The organism is Shewanella aquimarina (assembly GCF_023349185.1).
Lineage (GTDB): Bacteria > Pseudomonadota > Gammaproteobacteria > Enterobacterales > Shewanellaceae > Shewanella > Shewanella aquimarina.
Window position 1 is genome coordinate 68,652 of record NZ_JAKIKY010000006.1, and the last position, 20,155, is coordinate 88,806.

Genomic DNA, 20,155 nt, shown 5'->3' on the forward strand with positions numbered 1-20,155 from the left:
ACTGGTTAGAGGGGATTAGCTCGTGAGCACCAGCTCACGGTAGGAGGCGGTCTCTCTGTCATCCTCGCTGAGACCGAGCTGCTCGGCCAGGGAGATGAGTCCTCGTTCAAAATCTGCCAGTTGAGCCTCATCGTCTGTCATGATCGCCAGCTCGGCAAAGTCGCCCAGGCCGTTGAGCGTATCGACCGTCACATGGTAATGGTCGATAAAATAGATGCTGCGGGTCTTGGTAAGACGCAGCACGACGCCATAGCCCAGGTTTTCCAGCATGGCGGCGGCGCTGTCGATATTGTCGATACGCGTGGCCTGACACTGCTTGTCACCAGGTCCTTTGACTATCCAGAGTTTGATCCCTGAGGGGCGCATCTCCCTGAGAATCAAATATTTCTCCTCTTTGGCCAGGCATCCTTTTTCAGTATCGTAATATCGGTCGAACTCGACATTGTCCTCGAGCATTATCTGGTGAGGGAGGCGTCGAAGCTGGTTTAAAAAAGCCTCTCTATCTTGTAGTCGATATTTGAGTTCGACTTCATACTTGCCTTCAAAATGGGCTTGGCTCATCGTTCTACCGTCTGTGTAGCTTGCTGTGGTTGTTAGCCGGACTATAGCACTTTTGGGCGGGGCGGAGTGTGAGGTTATTAGTCTTTGTTGGTGCCATTTTATGTTAATAAATTGATCATTTTGTTCGCCCTTGATATACCTAGAGAAACCCTTCTTATTTATCGGCTTAGCCGCGAATGTGAGATGTAAGGTACTCGATGCGACTTTCTATAGCGTTTCTCTGTTGTTTGTTTTTCGTGGTGGCTGTTCGCGCCGAAACCGTGCTTTCTTATGATGTGAATGGCTCCAGTAGTTGGTATCCCTACTTTATCGATGCTAACGCCAAGGACCCAGGGATCTTGGCCGAGTTGGTGCCAGATATCTTTGCACTGACCCCGATTCGATTGGAGGCGAAACATTATCCACCGAAGCGAACTAATCAGGCGTTGGCTAGCGGGGCACTGGATTTCGATGTTGTGAGTCCTAGCTGGTTTGAGGGGGGCGACCTGGGTGAAAATTTTGTGCAGTCACAACCCATTTTCGCGATTAAGGAGCATGTAGTGGTCTTGGCGACGGCACAGGACGACTGGATGGATATTAGTAAGATCCGCGGGCAGGAAATAGGTACTGTGCGCGGTTATCTCTATCACGACGACAGCCAGTTCACCCGTGTCGATTTTAAGTCGGAGCGTGAGCTTATCATCGCCTTGCAGAAGGGGCGCATCCAGGCCGCCATTGCAGGGGATCTTACCGCGCTTTACTGGGCCAAGGAGCTGGAGGTGCCTATCGCGCTGGCGGCGGTGCATTCGGATGGCGTGCTGGTGATCCGCCTGCGAAGAGAACACCAAACCTTGCTCGAGCAGATCAATGACGCGATAAGTCAGCTCGGAGACCAGGGAACAATCGATGCCTTACTGGCCAAATATACTTCGGGTCCATCGGTTGACTCAAGATTGAACAATTAGGCGTATCTTCCTCTAACCGATTGTTTTTCAATCAAACGGTACATAATCTCTTGACGTGCGCTTCGAGATAGCCGCTAATTGTCGCCAATGGAAATAAGCAAGGATAGATGTATGAATCCAATGGAGTTTGCGATTCCGGCCGAGGACAAGCAGGCCTTTAGTCAATATTACGCGAAGAAGATAGCCCCTAAGTGCCGACGTTATGAGTCGGTTCGCCAGGCGGCTGCCGCTAAGTATCTGTCGCGTAGAAAAGTCAGTGCTCCCGTCACTTATATCGGTCTACTCGCCTTTCTGGCCTTTTTTGCCCTAACTTTCTACGGCGCAGCGATTCTCGATTTTGAAGATGGCGTGTTCTTTATCGGCTTTGCCGGTGCGTTTGGCTCAGGCGCCTTGGTGGCGACGGTAAACATCTGGGCGGGAAACGAGATAGGCCAACTACGCGCTGAGATTATCGAGGAGGTCTATCCGCTGCTGCTGGGATATTTCGGTAAGCGGTTTGCGTTAAATCCTCCTGACTTACCCGGCCTGGATACCTATATGGACTATGGTCTCTTTCCTAAGTTCGACAAGGGATATTTTGAAGACTCGGTACGAGGCCAGTACCTCAATGTGCCTTTCTTGCTGCGGGAGCTGACGCTATTCGAGCACAAGGGGACTAAAGACAATCGCCCTCAATACAAGACGCTGTTTGATGGTTTGGTCATAGAGTTTGCGCTGCCAAAGCGGTTTTCTGCCAATATCCAGGTTCGTCAAGATAGAGGTCTCATGGGTAACGGTTTTATGCTGTTTAAACAGCAGCTGTCACGGGTAAAGCTGGAAGATCCTACCTTTGAGCGTCAGTTTGAGGTGTATAGCGACGATCAGGTCGAGGCGAGATACATGCTAACCACGGCGACCATGGAGCGTTTTCTCTCCCTGTCACGCTTTTACGGTGGAGAGCTCGAAGCCAGCTTTAAAGCGGGAAGACTGCTGATTATGATCGCCTGTAAACATAACTATTTCGAGCCGCAGTTGGATCTGCTAAAGCCGCTGGATTTTAGCGATGATATAGAGCAGGTGTTTAAGGAGATCCATGAGGTATTTGATTTGATCAAGGCCCTGAATCTCGACAGTCGTACCGGGCTTTAAAATCGTCTATTTGGCCGTTCACCTTATCTCTGTTGAGCGGCCAGTATCTGTATAGACACTAGCAGGTGTTTAGCCTAGGCTGTCTAACACCTTTGGGTCTTACCTCAGATGTTATAGCTTGGCTGTCATAGTTTGGCTGTCACATAGCTCAAGCGTTATCGCTAGTTTCTTGTTCAGGCGCTGGGCTGGGTTCTTCGCTTGGCGCTACTACCGGCCAGCCGCCTAATGCCTTCCACTTGTTGACGATATGACAAAACAGCTCGGCGGTGCGTTCGGTATCATAGAGGGCGGAGTGAGCCTCTTTGTTGTCGAAGGGGATACCGGCGATCTCACAGGCCTTCGCCAGTACCGTGTGTCCAAGTGCCAGGCCCGAGAGGGCGGCGGTGTCGAAGGTGGCAAACGGGTGAAACGGCGTACGTTTCAGGGCGTTGCGTTCGATCGCCTGAGTAACGAAACCATGATCGAAGGCGGCGTTGTGGGCCACTATGATACTGCGGTGACAATCCGATGCCTTCTGATGCTTCTTGACCTCTTTAAAGATCTCTAAGAAGGCTTCTTTCTCGCTCACGGCGCCGCGCAGCGGGTTGCTGGGGTCTATGCCATTAAACGCCAGGGCATCTGGTTCGAGGTTTGCGCCTTCGAAGGGCTCGATATGATAGTGCAGCGTCTTATCCAGCATCAAGTCGCCATTATCATCCATCTTCAGCAGGGTGACGGCGATCTCCAGCAACGCATCGGTCTGAGCATTAAACCCCGCGGTTTCAACATCTATGACGACGGGAAAGTAGCCACGGAATCTATGCTTAAGTTTGTGTGCGTCGCAAATATCGCTCATTAAAATATCCAAAGTGAAGAGTGGGGGGCTATTATGAAGTATCCGATGGGATCTTGTCATGTTTGATTGGTCATAATATGGGCTAAAGGAATGCTAAATTAGGCCGATAGGGATAAGTAACGTAATTAATAAGAGTGACTGTCTATGTGGGTTAGGGTGCTATGTGCGATGACATTCGGTATCGGCTTGAGTCTGGCGACGACGGCGCAGGCCGAGTTGCGTCACTATGTGGCCTCGCTGGAACAGTCCTCCTGGAGTCTAAGCGACAACACCCCCATCATCTGTCGTCTTGAGCATGAGATCCCATCCTACGGCAAGGCGGTGTTTACCAGCCGCGCCGGTAAAGATCATGATTTGAACTTTAGCCTGGATATGTGGGTGAAGCCCGACGAGGTGACCAATGCCAAGTTGATGAGCATGGCGCCCGCCTGGCGTCCTGGTGTGGTGTCCCGTCCCATCACAGATCTCACCTATCAGAAGTATTTTAGCGGCGAGGTGCCTAAGAAGGCGGCCTGGTCCATGCTGAACGAACTCGAACGCGGCATGCAGCCGACTTTCTATTATGCCGACTGGTACAACCGCTCCAGCAAAGTCGCCGTTGGGCTTTCGGCCGCCAATTTTGGTCGTCGTTACGCCGAGTTTAAATCGTGTCTGGCCAATCTCTTGCCCTATAGTTTCGATGATATCGCCTTTACCGTGCTGACCTATGAGTTTGGTGGTTCCGAGTTGACTCGATACTCCAAGGCGCAGATCGCTAAGGTGCAGGAGTATCTCTCTTACGACCCTGAGGTCGAGCTGGTCTTGATCGACGCCTATACCGACAGCTTCGGTGGCCGCTCGGTGAATAAGAAGGTGTCAGAGAAACGCGCCAAGTCGGTTAAGCAGCTCTTCCTGGCCGCCGGTATTCCCGACGAACGTATCCATACCTTAGGTCATGGTGAGCGTCGTCATGTGGCGTCCAATGAAACCAAAGATGAGCGGGCGCGCAACAGACGCGTGGTGATTCGCCTCAGCAAGCCGCTGGATTAAAAAAGCCACAGTGAGTTAATAATATTTATGGAAACCGGCCAACAAGGCCGGTTTTTGTTATCGGCCCGGGATAAAAAGAGAGTGCTGGCAAACGCTTGGTAAAAAACAGGTAAAAAAAAGCCCACTTAATCTTAAGTGGGCCGCAAATAAATCATTGCAATCAACAAATTGAAGGAAGGAAGTCAAGCATAAGAACCAGGGATGAATTCACGTGACTGGCACGGGAACTCGGAGTTCTTGTTTCCCATCTACCAGCGGGGTAGACACTTCCGGAAAACGAGGTGAATTATAGGGTCAGACCATTTGTCCTACAAACTAGAAAAATTCCCGCCTTAGATTAGTATTTCTAATGTCAAAAAAGGGTGTTTAAAGGGTCGAATTCACACATTTTGGGTATTTGCGCTTGATTACGCAAAATTGCTGCATAATTTCACGATTTATATAATTCATCCATGTTGTTTTTTTATTAACAAGTCAATTTCGCAAATGCCGGATTCGTTTATTTGTAGCCATTGCACGGTTTTTTTTTACTTGTATAGTACGAGGTTATTGGGCGCTAGCTCACAGGTTTACCATTAATAATAACGAGATATCCAGGATGGCTACAGATGGCTCTTAAGACGATTTTATCTAAGCAAACCCTTTTGCTTGCCGGATTAGGTTTAACACTCATGGGTTGTCAGTACCATGCCAGTGAAACGGCAGCGGCGCAGGCAGCAGTTCAGCCCCAGGGCGTGGTCGAAACGATTCACGGCGTACAGGTTGCCGACCCCTACCGTTATCTGGAGGAAGAGAGTGACGCGACCCATGCCTGGGTGAAGCAGCAGCAACAGGCGGGACACGACTTTCTGGCGCAGCTGGAAAATAAGCAGGCGATAGTCGATCGCATCACAGAGCTGTGGAACTTCGAGAAGGTCACGGCACCCACAGAGCGTGGCGATAACACCTTTTACTATCGTAACGATGGTCTGCAGGCACAATCTGTACTCTATGTGAAGAATAAGGCCGGCGAAGAGAAGGTCGCCCTTGACCCAAATAGCTTCTCGACCGACGGTACCGTTGCCCTGAGCGGCGTCTCTGTCAGCGGCGACGGTAAGATCATCGCCTATGGCGTCTCTAAGTCGGGCTCAGACTGGCAGCAGTGGCAGTTTGTCGATGTGGCAAGCGGTGCCAAGCTAGGCGACGAGCTCAACTGGATTAAGTTCTCCAGTGCCGAGTGGAGCAAAGACAATAAAGGTGTCTACTATTCTCGTTATGACGCGCCCGAAGGCGGTAACCTGCTGGCCGACGTTAACTTTAACCAGAAGGTTTACTATCACCAGCTGGGCACAGATCAGTCTCAAGACAAGCTGATTTACGAGCGTCCACAGAATAAAGATTGGGGCTTCGGCGCCGAGGTATCGGAGGCGGGGGATTATCTGTTGATCTCCATCTCTCAGGGCACAGATAGCCGTAACCGTTTCTTCTATAAGTCACTGACCGACGCCAACGCACCCGTGGTTGAGCTAATCAGCGAGCTTGAGGCCGAGTACAGCTTCCTGGGTAACGACAAGTCTGTCTTCTACTTCAAGACAGATCTCGATGCGCCAAATGGCAAGATAGTGGCGGTGGATGTGAATCGTCCAGCCAAGGCAAACTGGAAGACGGTGGTTCCTGAGTCGAGCGATCCTATCGCTAGCGTGGCCATCATCAACGATCACCTGGTGGTCAGCTACCTGCACGACGTGCTGGGCAAGCTCACTATCTTCAGCATGAACGGCGTGAAGCGCCAGGATGTAGAGCTACCGGGTAAGGGCAAGATTGCTGGCCCATATGGCAAGCGTAGCAAGGATTACTTCTATTACACCTTCAACAGCTATGTGCAGCCGCAGACCACCTACAAGTTTGACTTTAAGACGGGTGAGTCTAGCCTGTACGCTAAGCCTAAGGTCGCCTTTAATCCGGACAACTATGTTTCTGAGCAGGTGTTCTACACCAGCAAGGATGGCACGCGCGTACCTATGATGATCTCCTACAAGAAGGGATTGACCCTTAACGGTGAAAACCCAACCCTCTTGTATGCCTACGGTGGATTCTCTATCTCTCTGACGCCAAGATTCAGCCCGGCCAATATCGCCTGGATGGACATGGGCGGCGTGTACGCCGTGCCTAACCTACGTGGCGGCGCCGAATACGGTGAGAGCTGGCACCAGGCGGGTATGTTCGATAAGAAGCAAAACGTGTTCGATGACTATTTTGCTGCGGCCGAGTATTTGATTGACAACAAGTACACTAATCGCAGCAAGCTCGGTGCCTATGGCCGCAGTAACGGTGGTCTGCTGATGGGCGCGGCCGTGACTCAGCGTCCGGACCTTTTCGCCGCCATTCTGCCTGCGGTAGGCGTGCTGGATATGTTGCGTTTTCATAAGTTCACCATCGGCTGGGCTTGGACCAGTGAATACGGTAGCGCAGATAATGCCGAGCAGTTCCCTGCGCTATTGGCCTATTCGCCTTATCACAACATAGCAGAGCGAGATTACCCGGCGACTATGGTGATGACGGCGGATCATGACGATCGCGTGGTACCTCTGCACAGCTTCAAGTTCGGCGCGCTGCTGCAGGACAGACAGACGGGAGATGCACCTATCATCATGCGTATCGAGTCTAAGGCCGGTCATGGCGCTGGTAAGCCGACGGCGATGAAGATAGATGAATTTGCCGACATTTACAGTTTCTTAATGCATAGCTTCGGCCTTGCGGTGCCGAGCAAGATAGGCGGCTAAGTAAACAAACCTAAAAAGGGAAGTGAATAACTTCCCTTTTTTATTAACAAAATTTTATGCAGTTAGTCCCGGCTACAGGGGCGTCAAGCATTCACAATTGCCTAGGCACTCGGTATAGTAGGCCTCTATTTAATCTGAATGTTGAGCCGTTTGTAGCTATGTTTCGTTGGCCTATATCCGTTTACTACGAAGATACCGATGCCGGTGGAGTGGTGTATCACTCTAACTACCTTAATTTCTTCGAGCGTGCCCGCACCGAGTGGTTAAAACAGATAGGGGTGAAACAGACGCAGCTACTGGCCGACGATATTGCCTTCGTGGTTAAGCATGCCGATATCGATTTTAAGGTGGCCGCACGCTTCGAGCAGGACCTTTTCGTCGAGTCTGAGGTCATAGAGATGAAGAAGGCCTCTATGGTGTTTCGTCAGCGTCTGCTCGACCAGGACGGAACCCTCTATTGTGAAGGGCACATTCAGGTGGCCTGTGTGGCGTTATCGCGCATGCGGCCGAAAGCCATTCCCCATCATATTGTTCAGGAGTTAAAGGGTGGAAGCTGATATCTCTTTTATCGGGCTGTTTTTACAGGCCAGTCTATTAGTTAAATTCGTCATGTTGACGCTGCTGACATTGTCCGTGGTGTCCTGGGCGGTGATTATTCAGCGTAGACGCCTGCTGACCTCGGCTCGTCAGCGTTCGCTCAAGTTTGAAGACAAATTTTGGTCCGGAGTTGACCTCAATAAGCTGTACAAGGAACTCTCTGCCAGACAGGAGAGCAATACAGGTCTAGAGGCCATGTTCTACGCCGGCTTTAAAGAGTATGCCCGCCTGAGTAACCTTAACGGCAAGGTGCCAGCCGCCGTGATGGATGGCTGTTATCGTGCCATGCGGGTCTCTCTCTCCAGAGAGCTTGAGAAGTTGGAAACCCACTTGCCACTGCTGGCAACGATTGGCTCGACCAGCCCCTATATCGGTCTGTTTGGTACCGTTTGGGGGATCATGAACTCCTTTATCGCCCTGGGCGCCGTTGAAAACGCGACACTTGCCATGGTGGCCCCGGGTATCGCCGAGGCACTTATCGCCACGGCCATGGGTCTGTTTGCGGCGATTCCTGCCGTTATCGCCTACAACCGTTTCTCGACTCAGGTGGAGAAGATCGAGATGTCTTACGCCAACTTTATGGAAGAGTTCTCCAGCATCCTGCATCGTCAGGCCTATAGCGAGAAGGAAGCCGGTTAATGCAGCAGGGTTATCAACGTAAGAGGCGTCGTCCGGTTGCCGAGATCAACGTTGTACCTTATATCGACGTGATGTTGGTACTGCTCATTATCTTCATGGTGACTGCGCCTATCGTGACGCAGGGCGTGAAGGTGGACTTGCCACAGGGGGAGGCCGAGAGCCTGCCTGCCGACAGTAAGCCGCCAGTGGTGGCTTCTATCGATGCCGATGGCGATTATTACCTGGATATTGGCAGTGCCAGCAGTAAAGAGGTGTTGGATCTCGAGGAGATTGCCGTCAGAGTCAGCGCCATCATTCAGCTAGAGCCAGAGCGCCCCGTGGTGGTTAAGGCCGATAGGAGCATTCCCTATGAAAGGGTGATCCAGTTGATGGTGACGTTACAAAAAGCAGGTGTACCTTCGGTAGGCCTGATGACAGATTCGCCTGAGGAGTAACAGGTGGCAGGGAAATCAGATTTTACCGTTCCACTCATTATTTCAGCCAGCATTCATGTTGGCGTGATAGTTGTTTTGGCCATGGGTGTCGATTTTAGTGAGAAGCCTAAGGTGATGCCCCAGGTCAGTGCGCCTGCGGTGCAGGCCGTGGTGGTGGATCAGAAGCGGGTCAACGAACGGGTCGAGAAACTTAAAGCCGAGAAATTGGCCGCTGAGCGCAAGGAGAAGGCGCGTCAGGAGGAGCTGGATCGTAAGGCGAGAGAGGCGCGTCAGGCCCGTGAACGTGAGCAGGCGCGCATCAAGAAGCTTGAGCAGGAGCGCAAGCAGAAAGAGTTAGAGACGCAAAATGCGGCCAAGGCTGCCAAGGCCGCCAAGCTCAAAGAGCAGCAGGAGAAGGAGAAGGCCGCCAAGGCCGAGGCTCAGCGTAAACAGAAAGAGGCCGAGCGCAAGGCCGCCGAAGAGGCCGCAGCCAAAGCCGAAGCTAAGCGTAAGGCTGAAGAGGCCGCCGCTAAGAAGGCCGCCGAAGAACGTAAGCGCAAGGCAGAGGCCGAGGCGAAACGTAAGGCCGAAGAGGCCGCGCGCCGCGAGCAGGAGCGTATGATGCAAGAGGCGTTAGCCGCCGAGCAGGCCGCGCTGTCACAGACCCGCAACAAGCAGGTGATGAGCGAGGTGCAGCGTTATACCTCGATGATCCGCGCCACGATTCAGCGTCATCTGGTGGTCGATGAGTCGATGCGAGGCAAGAGCTGCCGTGTCTTTATTCGTCTGGCCAAAGATGGCTTTGTAACTGGTAACGAGATAGTGTCTGGCGATCCTGTGGTGTGCCGTGCCACTAAGGCTGCGATCAATAAGGCCGGGCGCCTGCCTGTCTCGCCAGAAGCCGATGTTTATAACAAGCTAAAAGAGATTAATCTCACTGTACAACCTGAGTTTAATTAAAGGAGTTCCATGAAAAATTTGGGAAGATGGCTCATCTTGGGTCTGGCGTTTTTAACCATACCGGCCAAGGCGGCATTGGATATAGTGATCACCGAAGGGGTCGATGCGGCGCGTCCTATTGCCGTGGTGCCTTTTGTGTGGCAGGGCAGTACGCCTATGCCGCAACAGATCTCAGACGTGGTGATGTCGGATCTGACCCGCAGCGGGACCTTTAAGCCGATGGATGAACTCGGGCTGCCACAGCGCAACCTAGGGTCATTGGCGCAGATGGATCTTAAGGCCTGGTCGAATGTCGCCGCCGAAGCCGTGGTCATGGGGACGGTTAAACCATACGGCCCCGATCAGTATCTGGTAAATTTTGAGCTTATCGATCTGGTCAAAGCACAGATGCAGTCTGGTGGTCCTCAGTCGGCTAGCGATTACCTGCTCGATAGTCGCGAGACTGTGATCAGCGGCGCCCAGTTTAGGCAGTATGGTCACAGGATCAGTGATATCGTCTATGAGAAGCTCACCGGTATTCGCGGCGCCTTCCTGACGCGTATCGCCTACGTGGTGGTGGATCACAAGGCGAAATCGCCTTACAAGTTGATGATTGCCGATTATGATGGCTATAACGAGCAGATGCTGCTGCGCTCGCCCGAGCCGCTGATGTCGCCAGCCTGGTCACCCGACGGTCGCTGCTTGGCCTATGTAAGTTTTGAAAATAAGAAGGCCGAGGTTTTTGTTCAGGATATCTATACTCAGCAACGCACTAAGGTCACCAGCTTCCCAGGGATCAACGGCGCGCCGTCATTCTCGCCCGATGGCAAGAAGTTAGCGATTACCCTGTCGAAGGATGGTCAGCCTGAGGTCTATGTGGTGGATATCGCCACCAAGGCGATTAAGCGTGTGACTAACCATTACGCCATCGACACCGAGGCCTCTTGGACACCAGATGGTAAGGCGTTGATCTTTACCTCTGAGCGTGGTGGTCGTCCGCAGATTTATCAGGTGACTTTAGCTTCAGGCAAGGTCACGCGCCTGACCTTCGAAGGTGAGTGGAACCTGGGTGGCTCTATCTCGCCCGATGGTCGCAGCATGGTGTTTGTGAATCGTACAAATGGTAAGTTCAATATTGCCCGTATGGATCTCGAGACACGATTTATGCAGGTGCTGACCACGACACGTTTGGATGAGTCGCCAAGCATAGCGCCTAACGGTACTATGGTGATTTATGGCACCACTTATCAGGGTCAACAGGTGTTGGCTGCTGTCTCTATGGATGGACGATTTAAGGCAAGATTGCCAGTGGGTCAAGGGGAGGTGAAGTCTCCTGCTTGGTCACCTTTCTTATAAATTTACTACTGAGAACAAGATTAAGGATTACAAAATGGATCTGAATAAGCTGTTTAAAGCTATGGTTGTTGCCCTGCCGATTATGGCGATCAGTGCGTGTAGCTCAACCTCTGAGTCACAAACCGATGCGACTAGCTCTATGAGCGGCAGCGAAAGCAGCGAAATGAATGCCGGTGGTGGCGTTGAGACGGGTGGTGTAGCACCTATCCTGACACCAGAAGAGCAGCAACGTATTAAGTACCAGGAACTGCGCAAGGAACATATCATCTACTTCGATTTCGACCGCAGCTCGGTATCATCTGACTTCTCAGAAGTGCTTAATGCTCATGGTGAGTATCTGCTTGAGCATCCTAATGTACGTGTGATGATCGAAGGTCATGCCGATGAGCGTGGTACGCCAGAGTACAACATCGCCCTAGGTGAGCGTCGTGCCAAGGCCGTTGCCAAGTACCTGCAAAGCATGGGTGTACTGCCGAGCCAGATGAGCATAGTGAGCTATGGTGAAGAGAAGCCACAAGATTTCTCTCGCACCGATGATGGCTTTGCTAAGAACCGTCGTGCGGTATTGGTTTACTAAGCGTTAGATAGGGTTAACTATGAAGACTGCCGTTGTTACCGCGGCAATTCTGATGAGTGCGGGTGTCGCGGTAGCGGCACCTGCGCCCGTTGAGGATGTTGCCGGTGGTTCCTCCGAAGATAGAGTTGCGCGCCTTGAGCGTATCATAAAGGCCAAACAAGCGGCCGAGTTTGAGATGCAGCAGCGCCTTGACACCCTCCAGCAGGAGGTACTTGACCTGCGCGGCCTGACTGAGCAGCAAAGCTATCAGATCAATCAGATGCTGCAGCGTCAGCGCCAGCTCTATGACGATATCGCTAACCTGAGTAAGGCTAAGTCGACACCTGTGGCCGCAACCCCTGCGGCGACCAGTTCAGAGACCTCCTCTCTGGGAGAAACCGCCAGCTATGAACGCGCGGTTAATCTGGTGCTGAAAGAGCGTCAGTACGACGAGGCGATCCCGGCGTTTCGTGAGTTTATCGCGCAATACCCCAATTCGACCTATGCGGCGAATGCTAACTATTGGTTAGGTCAGCTACTCTATAACAAGGGTGAGCTTGGCGATGCCGCTAAGGCCTTTAATACTGTTGTCAATAAGTTTAAAGAGTCGAATAAGCGTGGCGATAGCCTGGTTAAGCTTGGCATGATTGCGCAGAAGCGTAACGATAATGCGACCGCTAAACGTTACTATCAGCAAGTCGTTAGCGAATACGCTAATAGTGCCGCTGCTCGCATCGCCAAACAGCAGATGGTGGGGCTTTAATCTCTATTTAACCAAAAAACATACTCTTAGTCTGTTTTTCATGCAAACAAAAAAAAATGGGGAATTTGCACTTGCATGAGAAGATGAAAAAGGTATTATAGGCGCCCTCGAAGCGACGTAGTCGTTTGGGCGCTAAATCAAAGAGATTTAGTTGAAAATGGGTCGTTAGCTCAGTCGGTAGAGCAGTTGGCTTTTAACCAATTGGTCGAAGGTTCGAATCCTTCACGACCCACCACTTTTCTGACAGTGGTTAAACAATCAGGCATCCAAGATGGGTCGTTAGCTCAGTCGGTAGAGCAGTTGGCTTTTAACCAATTGGTCGAAGGTTCGAATCCTTCACGACCCACCACTTTTCTGACAGTGGTTAAACAGTTAGGCATCCAAGATGGGTCGTTAGCTCAGTCGGTAGAGCAGTTGGCTTTTAACCAATTGGTCGAAGGTTCGAATCCTTCACGACCCACCACTTTTCTGGCAGTGGTTAAACATTCAGGCATCCAAGATGGGTCGTTAGCTCAGTCGCTATTTTTAGGGAAAGGGCAGTTGGCTTTTAACCTCTGATACAAGGTTAAGCTTCATCGGTATCAACAATATGGGTCGTTAGCTCAGTCGGTAGAGCAGTTGGCTTTTAACCAATTGGTCGAAGGTTCGAATCCTTCACGACCCACCACTTTTCTGGCAGTGGTTAAACATTCAGGCACCTAAGATGGGTCGTTAGCTCAGTCGCTATTTTTAGAGAAAGGGCAGTTGGCTTTTAACCTCTGATACAAGGTTAAGCTACATCGGTATCAACAATATGGGTCGTTAGCTCAGTCGGTAGAGCAGTTGGCTTTTAACCAATTGGTCGAAGGTTCGAATCCTTCACGACCCACCACTTTTCTGACAGTGGTTAAACAATCAGGCATCCTAGATGGGTCGTTAGCTCAGTCGCTATTTTTAGGGAAAGGGCAGTTGGCTTTTAACCTCTGATACAAGGTTAAGTTACATCGGTATCAACAATACGGGTCGTTAGCTCAGTCGGTAGAGCAGTTGGCTTTTAACCAATTGGTCGAAGGTTCGAATCCTTCACGACCCACCACTTTCTCTAGGTGGTTAAATCAAGAGAAGGATTTAGAAGGTTATTAGCTCAGTCGATGCTTTTAAAGCAAAGAGGCAGTTGGCTTTACTTTTTAACTCCACATTGGTCGAAGGTTAGAATCCTTCACGACCCACCACTTTTCTGACAGTGGTTAAACATTCAGGCATCTAAGATGGGTCGTTAGCTCAGTCGCTATTTTTAGGGAAAGGGCAGTTGGCTTTTAACCTCTGATACAAGGTTAAGCTACATCGGTATCAACAATATGGGTCGTTAGCTCAGTCGGTAGAGCAGTTGGCTTTTAACCAATTGGTCGAAGGTTCGAATCCTTCACGACCCACCACTTCTCCAATCATTTCTGCTTTTGTTGAATTCCTTATTATTTGTTGTCGGTTTCGGTTAACTAGCCACAGTTCAAATAGCAGTGACCCAATATTAGTGATCTAATAGCTCATTGGATGCGCTTTAAGTAAAGAGGCAGTTGGCTTTGCTTCTTAACGCCACATTGGTCAAAGGTTCGAATCCTTCACGCCCCACCACTTCTCCAATTATCTCTGCTTTTGTTGAATTCCTTATTATTTGTTGTCGATTTCGGTTAGCTAGCCAAAGTTCAAATCGCAGTGACTTAATGCCTGTGACCTAATACCAGTGAGCCAGGTTTAAAGCCGTTAATCATCAGATCCTTTATATCGTTTTGTTGTTCGAATTATTTGCTGATGCAATAGGGATTGCCTCGACCTAGACTAATTCACTAGCTTTTTATCGTACATTAACCCTGCCTGTTCGACCTTTGTCTTATAGACGTTTTGCTAATGTTACTTGTTTGTTAACTCCGTCATATTCATTGCGATAATAATGAAAAAGGGAGAGGACAGATGAAAAACGCAAAAGTGTCTTTGCTGGCTGCGGCGACCTTACTGGCGCTAGGTTCCAGTGCTGCTATGGCCGAGACAGAGTTTAAGTTTGGTGGCTATGTGAAGGCCGATGTCATGTTTAGTGACTATAGCAATGGCGCACCAGACTCAGGTAATCTTTCTCGCCAGTTTTATGTTCCAGGTACCATCTATGGTACACCGGGCAATGGCGAACAAGTTGTCGATTTCCAAGCGAGAGAATCTCGCTTTAATTTTAAGACGGTGACAGATCTCGACGGCCACAAGCTAACCGGTTTTATCGAGCTGGACTTTATGACTCACAGCGACGGCAACGAAAGGGTATCTAACAGTTACTCTCCCCGAATTCGTCATGCGTTTGTCAGCTTTGACAACTGGACCGTGGGTCAGACCTGGACTACCTTCATGAATCCAGGCTCTCTGCCTGAAAACCTCGATTTCGTGGGGGCGGCAGAAGGTACGCCTTTTGTGCGCCAGACGCAGGTTAGATACACCAATGGCGGCTTCCAGTTTGCTCTGGAAAACCCAGAAACTACGGTAACGCCTAATGGCGGTGGTTCACGTATCACCAGCGGTAGTGGCATAGTGCCTGATTTCGTGGCGCGTTATAACTTTAAGACCCAAGGTGGTGCAAAGTTTACCCTGGCCGGTATTGCACGCCAGCTTAACCTTGAGAAGGGTGGGATAGATTCTCAGACCATGGGTTATGGCTTGAACTTTACCGGAGTGATTCCTGTTGGTAGCGATGATCTTAAATTCTCGGCAACCGCGGGTGATGGCTTGGGGCGCTACATGGCGCTTAACTATGCCAATGCGGGAGTATTGGATGCCGATGGCGACATAGAGACCATTAGCTCATACGGCGGTTTCGCCTCCTACCGCCATTGGTGGAACGATAAGTGGCGCTCAAGCTTTACCTTATCGGGCTTCAAGGCCGATAACGATGTCGCCTTAACTGGCGGAGTTGTGAATGAAGAGTCCTATTCTGGTTACGTTAACTTGCTCTATTCTCCGGTGAAACCTTTAACGGTTGGTGTGGAGTATATGTACGCGGAAAACACCAAACAAAATGGTGATAAGGGCGAGTTAAATCGCGTTATCTTCTCGGTGAAGTATGTGTTGTAGTCACTGGTGTTAAGATAAAAAAGGAGGCTTAGCCTCCTTTTTCTTTGCTGTCGTTACAGCAGATTGTTGTCGCGAACATATTGTTCAAACTCGGTGCAGCCACCGATATGCTCTTGATCGATGAAGATCTGCGGCACGGTTTCAACTGGCTTGCCTACCGTCTTTTCCAGATCGGCCTTGGTGATGCCCTCTGCATGAATATCGACATACTTAAATTTGAAATCGTCGCGAGTCTCAACCAGTTGCTCTGATAGTTGAACGGCTCTAACGCAGTATGGGCAGCCTGGACGGCCGAAGATTACAACAAACATATTCGCTCCAGAAGTAAATGTTGGTGACTTTATACCATAGGCCAACGGGGTTTGCATATTTCAGATCATACAAACTTATGCTGGCTGTCGAATCGGCCTCGATAGTCGAAGAAACGCTCGACTAATTCCCAGCCGCGTTTGCCCTTCTTGAGGAGCAGAAGATCCGGCATACGAAAATGATCCCGTGCGGCAATTACCTGTTCGGGCGTATCGAAGCTTGGCTGTTTCTGACCCGGTGTACGTGTGTGTTGATGGACAAACACGCCATAGAAGGCGCGGATCTGCGCCTTAGTGGCAAAGTTAAAGCTGCTAGAGAAGTCATTTCCCTGGATATCTAAGTAACGCACCCTGAGCCGAGTTCCTTCCGCCTCGAAAAGCATCTCTTGGCACCGAAACAGGTGATGATGCTTCTGTTGCAGCACCTCTTTAAGACGCTTGTCTGGGTCGATCAGTGTCGACTGACAATGCTGGCAAACTTTGGCGGCAATATCGTTCTCTTCGCCGCAATTGGGGCAAGCCTTGGAGCGGAACCGAAAGTCGCACTGCTTTTTGCCACTGTCATCACCTATCACGGCCTGACAGCGTCGTCCGAAGTGCTCGATAATATCGCCATCACTGTCCACCAGCCCCCAGAAGACGTTGGCAAAGCCACAGACCGGGCAGGGCACCTGCACCGGCACACTCTTGCTGTCGGGTTTAGGACGGCCCACCTCGGGAAAAAAGAGGTCGAAACCGTTGGCGGCGTAATCGATCACCAAACAGTCCTGTTTGCCCTCACAGATCCTTAAGCCCCGACCGACCATTTGCTGAAACAGACTCACCGAGGCCGTGGGCCTTAGAATCGCAATAAGATCCACATGGGGCGCGTCGAAACCGGTAGTCAGTACGGCAACGTTGACCAGATAATCGAGCTCGCGGCGTTTGAATGCATCGATAATGGCATCGCGCTCCTGGCTTGGCGTGTTGGCCGTGATAAGGCCTGCCTTATCTGTGGCGAGTAGCGTCATGATCTCCTCGGCGTGACGCACTGTCGCGGCGAATATGATGGTACCGGCTCGGGTGTTGGTGAGCTGTTTTATCTGTTCCACGATCGCCTTGGTGGCACGACCGGCATGATGTAAGAGGGAATCGACTTCGGCCTCGTTGTATTCGCCACTAGCACTGGGTGAGAGCTCGCTAAAATCATACTGGGCCGACAGGCCGTCCAGTACCTTGGGGGGCGTCAAGAAGCCCTGTTTAATCAGGGGGCGCATTGGCAGCTCGAAGATACAGTGCTCGAATACCGGCTGCTCGGTATTGCCTATCTTGCCGTGGTAGTGGTAGCGGTAGATCCAGCCGCTTCCCAGGCGATAGGGGGTGGCCGTCAGGCCTAACAACCTAAGCTTTGGGTTCTTGGTTCTCAGATGACTCAGTAGCTGCTGATATTGGCTCTCTTTCTCGTTGGAAACCCGGTGGCATTCATCGATGATCACCAGAGAATAGGGCTCATCAAACTGCTTGGGATTACGTACCGCTGACTGAATGCTGGCGACTACCGTCTTGTTGCGGGTCGATTTCTGTTTCAGGCCGGCCGAAAAAATACTGGCCTCTTCGGTGAGTAACCCGACCTTCTGGGCGTTTTGGGCGACAAGTTCTTTCACATGGGTGAGTACTAGGGTGCGTCCCTTGGCGATGCGGGCTAGTTCGGCGATGATAATACTCTTTCCCGCCCCGGTCGGAAGCACAAGGACGGCTGAGTCGTCGCAGCCTTTAAAGTGGCTAATGGCCGCATCTACGGCCTGGCGTTGATAATCTCTGAGTTGCAAAGCAAATGCTGGTCTGTGATTGGGGCTATCAGGATATCAGTGCCTAACATGGCTCGCTAGGGCCTGTTGACCTTTTGAGAACAATTTTTGTTCTAATTGAGTAGGTTCAAATCGCGGCATGAGGCTTGAAGTATAGTTATTCTATATAAAAGCCGAGTAACAAAGAGTTGAACGTACTCAAGACGAACCCTGCGGGCAGCGTCTGTATCATTTTTCTACTGCGTTATCGCTCATTGATGTAGCACACCACATTACAATCGCTCTGCCTTGTATAAAAGCGATACAGAATGCTGTAAAAATGAACGCGAAAGATAAACAGGCCCTAGGGGGACCATAAAAAAAGCCCCTCGATGAGGGGCTAGAAGAGAGAATGCAGTGCAGCGAGCTGTTATTCGCTGCGATTGAGACGTGTCTCAATCAGGGTATCGATCACCGCTGGATCGGCGAGTGTTGACGCATCGCCTAAGTTGGTCACTTCATTGGCGGCGATCTTGCGCAGGAAGCGGCGCATGATCTTACCCGAACGTGTCTTAGGCAGGCCGCCGGCCCATTGGATCAGGTCCGGCGTCGCCAGGGCGCCAATCTCTTTTCTCACCCATTGACGCAGCTCCTGACGCAGTTCTTCGCTCTCCTGGGTGCCCTTGGTCAGGGTGACATAGGCATAGATGCCCTGGCCCTTGATGTCGTGAGGGTAGCCAACTACGGCAGCCTCGGCGACATGTTCGTGAGCCACCAGGGCACTCTCGACTTCGGCGGTACCCAGACGGTGGCCCGAGACGTTAATCACGTCATCGACACGGCCGGTGATCCAGTAGTAGCCATCTTCATCGCGGCGGGCACCGTCACCGGTGAAATACATGCCGCGGAAGGTCTTAAAGTAGGTCAGCGCAAATCTGTCATGGTCGCCATACACGGTGCGCATCTGTCCAGGCCAGGAGTCGAGGATGACCAGGTTACCCTCGGTCGCGCCATCTATGATGTTACCCATGTTGTCTACCAGCGCAGGTTGCACGCCAAAGAATGGACGAGTTGCCGAGCCAGGCTTAGTATCTGTCGCGCCTGGAAGTGGCGAGATCAGGATGCCACCGGTTTCGGTTTGCCACCAGGTATCGACAATTGGGCAGTTCTCATGGCCAATCACCTCGTGATACCAGCGCCAGGCCTCAGGGTTAATGGGCTCACCCACAGAGCCCATGATGCGCAGCGAGCTGCCATCGAAACCATCAAACTGTTCCTTGCCTTCGGCCATTAGGGCGCGGATCAGCGTCGGCGCCGTGTAGAGGATGTTGACCTTATGACGGTCGATCATCTCACCCAGACGGGCCGGGCTTGGGTAGTTAGGGATACCTTCGTGGATCAATATGGTCGCGCCGTTGGCAAGCGGGCCATAGACCATGTAGGAGTGACCCGTGATCCAACCCACGTCGGCGGTACACCAGTAGATCTCACCCTCTTTGTAATCAAACACATATTCGTGCGTCATCGAGGCATAGACCAGGTAGCCACCTGTGGTGTGTAGCACACCCTTTGGATTACCGGTAGAACCTGAGGTATAGAGCAAGAAGAGGGGATCTTCGGCGCCCATCTCTTCGGCTACACAGTGTTCAGAGGCGGTTTCCATCAGTGAATCCCACTTGATGTCGCGTCCCTCTACCCAGTTTACGGGATTGCCGGTACGCTCAAGCACGATAACCTTCTCGACACAGTTTACGTCTGGGTGAGACAGGGCGGCATCTATGTTAGCTTTTAATGGAATGGTGCGGCCACCGCGTACGCCTTCATCGGCGGTGATCACGACCTTGGACTTACCGTCGATCACCCGTGAGGCGATTGAGTCAGGGGAGAAGCCACCGAAGACCACCGAGTGAATGGCGCCGATGCGGGCACAGGCCAGCATGACCACGGCGGCCTCGGGTACCATAGGCATGTAAACCGTGACCACATCACCACGACGCACGCCTTGGCTACGCAGGGCATTGGCAAACTTACACACCTCTTTGTGGAGTTCACCATAGGTGAGGGTGCGTTGCTCGGCGGCATCGTCACCTTCCCAGATGATGGCCAGCTTATCGGCATTTTGTTCGAGATGACGATCGAGACAGTTAACCGAGGCGTTCAGGGTGCCGTCATAGAACCAGTTGATCGACAGGTTGTGATCGTCGAAGGAGGTTTTCTTCACCTTAGTAAAAGGCTTCATCCAATCGATGCGCTGGCCATGCTCTCTCCAGAAACCTTCGGGATTAACCACAGATTCCTGATACATCTTCTTATATTTTTCGTCATTAATGTGGGCATTCGCCGCGATTTCGCTTGGAACTTTGTAGAGAGACTGGGTGCTCATCTGACTTCCTTTTATTTCTAATTGTGCGTAGATAAAGTATGGAATGCTTAGGCTATTTACCTCTATTAGACCTTGGTCTAGTAAAA

At 51.3% G+C, this 20,155-nt stretch carries 17 protein-coding genes and 7 tRNA genes; 19 read left to right on the forward strand and 5 right to left on the reverse strand.

Annotated elements, in window-relative coordinates; all coding sequences use genetic code 11:
• Positions 1–15: 15 nt before the first annotated feature.
• On the reverse strand, positions 16–561 hold the full coding sequence (gene cyaB, locus L2731_RS08985; protein WP_249252783.1) for a class IV adenylate cyclase: 546 nt from the start codon (positions 559–561) through the stop codon (positions 16–18).
• A gap of 197 nt (positions 562–758) precedes the next feature.
• Here cyaB and L2731_RS08990 point away from each other — a divergent pair, with 197 nt between their 5' ends.
• Together L2731_RS08990 and L2731_RS08995 are read left to right on the forward strand one after the other, a co-directional pair.
• On the forward strand, positions 759–1,505 hold the full coding sequence (locus L2731_RS08990) for a substrate-binding periplasmic protein (RefSeq protein ID WP_249252786.1): 747 nt from the start codon (positions 759–761) through the stop codon (positions 1,503–1,505).
• A gap of 111 nt (positions 1,506–1,616) precedes the next feature.
• Positions 1,617–2,633, forward strand: coding sequence for a DUF3137 domain-containing protein (locus L2731_RS08995; RefSeq protein ID WP_249252788.1), 1,017 nt, complete (start codon positions 1,617–1,619; stop codon positions 2,631–2,633).
• A gap of 148 nt (positions 2,634–2,781) precedes the next feature.
• Here the strand turns inward: L2731_RS08995 and rnt are convergent, their stop codons facing one another.
• Positions 2,782–3,468 (reverse strand): ribonuclease T, encoded by a 687-nt coding sequence (gene rnt / locus L2731_RS09000; protein WP_239850192.1) that lies wholly within the window; start codon positions 3,466–3,468, stop codon positions 2,782–2,784.
• Positions 3,469–3,636: 168 nt separating this feature from the next.
• On the opposite strand from rnt, the gene L2731_RS09005 reads away from it, so the two are divergent.
• The 17 genes from L2731_RS09005 (at position 3,637) to L2731_RS09085 (ending at position 15,612) form a co-directional block, all read left to right on the forward strand.
• The gene (locus L2731_RS09005; RefSeq protein WP_239850193.1) at positions 3,637–4,497 is read left to right on the forward strand and encodes a flagellar protein MotY; all 861 of its coding nucleotides are present in this window, start codon (positions 3,637–3,639) and stop codon (positions 4,495–4,497) included.
• A 608-nt stretch (positions 4,498–5,105) separates the two neighbouring features.
• Entirely contained in the window at positions 5,106–7,259 is a 2,154-nt protein-coding gene (locus L2731_RS09010; RefSeq protein WP_249252790.1) for a prolyl oligopeptidase family serine peptidase, read from the forward strand.
• Positions 7,260–7,417: 158 nt separating this feature from the next.
• On the forward strand, positions 7,418–7,816 hold the full coding sequence (gene ybgC, locus L2731_RS09015; RefSeq protein WP_041511684.1) for a tol-pal system-associated acyl-CoA thioesterase: 399 nt from the start codon (positions 7,418–7,420) through the stop codon (positions 7,814–7,816).
• Positions 7,806–8,495: a protein TolQ gene (gene tolQ, locus L2731_RS09020; RefSeq protein ID WP_041511683.1), complete on the forward strand. Its 690-nt coding sequence runs from the start codon at positions 7,806–7,808 to the stop codon at positions 8,493–8,495. The genes ybgC and tolQ overlap by 11 nt, the downstream gene beginning before the upstream one ends.
• Entirely contained in the window at positions 8,495–8,929 is a 435-nt protein-coding gene (gene tolR, locus L2731_RS09025; protein ID WP_041511682.1) for a protein TolR, read from the forward strand. Before tolQ ends, tolR begins: the two co-directional genes overlap by 1 nt.
• Positions 8,930–8,932: 3 nt before the next feature.
• The gene (tolA, locus tag L2731_RS09030) at positions 8,933–9,868 is read left to right on the forward strand and encodes a cell envelope integrity protein TolA (protein WP_249252793.1); all 936 of its coding nucleotides are present in this window, start codon (positions 8,933–8,935) and stop codon (positions 9,866–9,868) included.
• Positions 9,869–9,877: 9 nt separating this feature from the next.
• Entirely contained in the window at positions 9,878–11,203 is a 1,326-nt protein-coding gene (gene tolB, locus L2731_RS09035; protein ID WP_249252795.1) for a Tol-Pal system beta propeller repeat protein TolB, read from the forward strand.
• A 34-nt stretch (positions 11,204–11,237) separates the two neighbouring features.
• Complete coding sequence (gene pal / locus L2731_RS09040) at positions 11,238–11,780, forward strand: peptidoglycan-associated lipoprotein Pal (RefSeq protein WP_011865327.1); 543 nt, start codon at positions 11,238–11,240, stop codon at positions 11,778–11,780.
• 19 nt (positions 11,781–11,799) lie between these two features.
• Positions 11,800–12,522 (forward strand): tol-pal system protein YbgF, encoded by a 723-nt coding sequence (gene ybgF / locus L2731_RS09045; RefSeq protein ID WP_249252796.1) that lies wholly within the window; start codon positions 11,800–11,802, stop codon positions 12,520–12,522.
• 159 nt (positions 12,523–12,681) lie between these two features.
• Positions 12,682–12,757: transfer RNA gene (locus tag L2731_RS09050), tRNA-Lys, on the forward strand.
• 38 nt (positions 12,758–12,795) lie between these two features.
• Positions 12,796–12,871: transfer RNA gene (locus tag L2731_RS09055), tRNA-Lys, on the forward strand.
• A 38-nt stretch (positions 12,872–12,909) separates the two neighbouring features.
• Positions 12,910–12,985 (forward strand) — tRNA-Lys (locus L2731_RS09060).
• A gap of 128 nt (positions 12,986–13,113) precedes the next feature.
• A tRNA-Lys gene (locus L2731_RS09065) sits at positions 13,114–13,189 on the forward strand.
• A 128-nt stretch (positions 13,190–13,317) separates the two neighbouring features.
• Positions 13,318–13,393: transfer RNA gene (locus L2731_RS09070), tRNA-Lys, on the forward strand.
• Positions 13,394–13,521: 128 nt separating this feature from the next.
• A tRNA-Lys gene (locus tag L2731_RS09075) sits at positions 13,522–13,597 on the forward strand.
• Between the two features lie 264 nt (positions 13,598–13,861).
• Positions 13,862–13,937, forward strand: a tRNA-Lys gene (locus L2731_RS09080).
• Between the two features lie 532 nt (positions 13,938–14,469).
• Positions 14,470–15,612, forward strand: coding sequence for a DcaP family trimeric outer membrane transporter (locus L2731_RS09085; protein WP_239850201.1), 1,143 nt, complete (start codon positions 14,470–14,472; stop codon positions 15,610–15,612).
• 53 nt (positions 15,613–15,665) lie between these two features.
• On the opposite strand, the gene L2731_RS09090 is transcribed toward L2731_RS09085, so the two are convergent.
• The 3 genes from L2731_RS09090 to acs all read right to left on the reverse strand — a co-directional run bounded on the left by L2731_RS09090 (position 15,666) and on the right by acs (position 20,069).
• Positions 15,666–15,923 (reverse strand): GrxA family glutaredoxin, encoded by a 258-nt coding sequence (locus L2731_RS09090; RefSeq protein WP_041511673.1) that lies wholly within the window; start codon positions 15,921–15,923, stop codon positions 15,666–15,668.
• A 65-nt stretch (positions 15,924–15,988) separates the two neighbouring features.
• Complete coding sequence (gene radD, locus L2731_RS09095) at positions 15,989–17,728, reverse strand: DNA repair helicase RadD (protein ID WP_249252797.1); 1,740 nt, start codon at positions 17,726–17,728, stop codon at positions 15,989–15,991.
• 388 nt (positions 17,729–18,116) lie between these two features.
• Positions 18,117–20,069, reverse strand: a complete 1,953-nt coding sequence (gene acs, locus L2731_RS09100) for an acetate--CoA ligase (RefSeq protein WP_239850203.1) — start codon at positions 20,067–20,069, stop codon at positions 18,117–18,119.
• Positions 20,070–20,155 lie beyond the last annotated feature (86 nt).

Excerpts from the sequence above, each read along its gene's own strand:
- cyaB (WP_249252783.1), bottom strand. The coding sequence starts at position 561 with ATGAGCCAAGCCCATTTTGAAGGCAAGTATGAAGTCGAACTCAAATAT.
- L2731_RS08990 (WP_249252786.1), top strand. The coding sequence starts at position 759 with ATGCGACTTTCTATAGCGTTTCTCTGTTGTTTGTTTTTCGTGGTGGCT.
- L2731_RS08995 (WP_249252788.1), top strand. The coding sequence starts at position 1,617 with ATGAATCCAATGGAGTTTGCGATTCCGGCCGAGGACAAGCAGGCCTTT.
- rnt (WP_239850192.1), bottom strand. The coding sequence starts at position 3,468 with ATGAGCGATATTTGCGACGCACACAAACTTAAGCATAGATTCCGTGGC.
- L2731_RS09005 (WP_239850193.1), top strand. The coding sequence starts at position 3,637 with ATGACATTCGGTATCGGCTTGAGTCTGGCGACGACGGCGCAGGCCGAG.
- L2731_RS09010 (WP_249252790.1), top strand. The coding sequence starts at position 5,106 with ATGGCTCTTAAGACGATTTTATCTAAGCAAACCCTTTTGCTTGCCGGA.
- ybgC (WP_041511684.1), top strand. The coding sequence starts at position 7,418 with ATGTTTCGTTGGCCTATATCCGTTTACTACGAAGATACCGATGCCGGT.
- tolR (WP_041511682.1), top strand. The coding sequence starts at position 8,495 with ATGCAGCAGGGTTATCAACGTAAGAGGCGTCGTCCGGTTGCCGAGATC.
- tolB (WP_249252795.1), top strand. The coding sequence starts at position 9,878 with ATGAAAAATTTGGGAAGATGGCTCATCTTGGGTCTGGCGTTTTTAACC.
- pal (WP_011865327.1), top strand. The coding sequence starts at position 11,238 with ATGGATCTGAATAAGCTGTTTAAAGCTATGGTTGTTGCCCTGCCGATT.
- ybgF (WP_249252796.1), top strand. The coding sequence starts at position 11,800 with ATGAAGACTGCCGTTGTTACCGCGGCAATTCTGATGAGTGCGGGTGTC.
- L2731_RS09085 (WP_239850201.1), top strand. The coding sequence starts at position 14,470 with ATGAAAAACGCAAAAGTGTCTTTGCTGGCTGCGGCGACCTTACTGGCG.
- L2731_RS09090 (WP_041511673.1), bottom strand. The coding sequence starts at position 15,923 with ATGTTTGTTGTAATCTTCGGCCGTCCAGGCTGCCCATACTGCGTTAGA.
- acs (WP_239850203.1), bottom strand. The coding sequence starts at position 20,069 with ATGAGCACCCAGTCTCTCTACAAAGTTCCAAGCGAAATCGCGGCGAAT.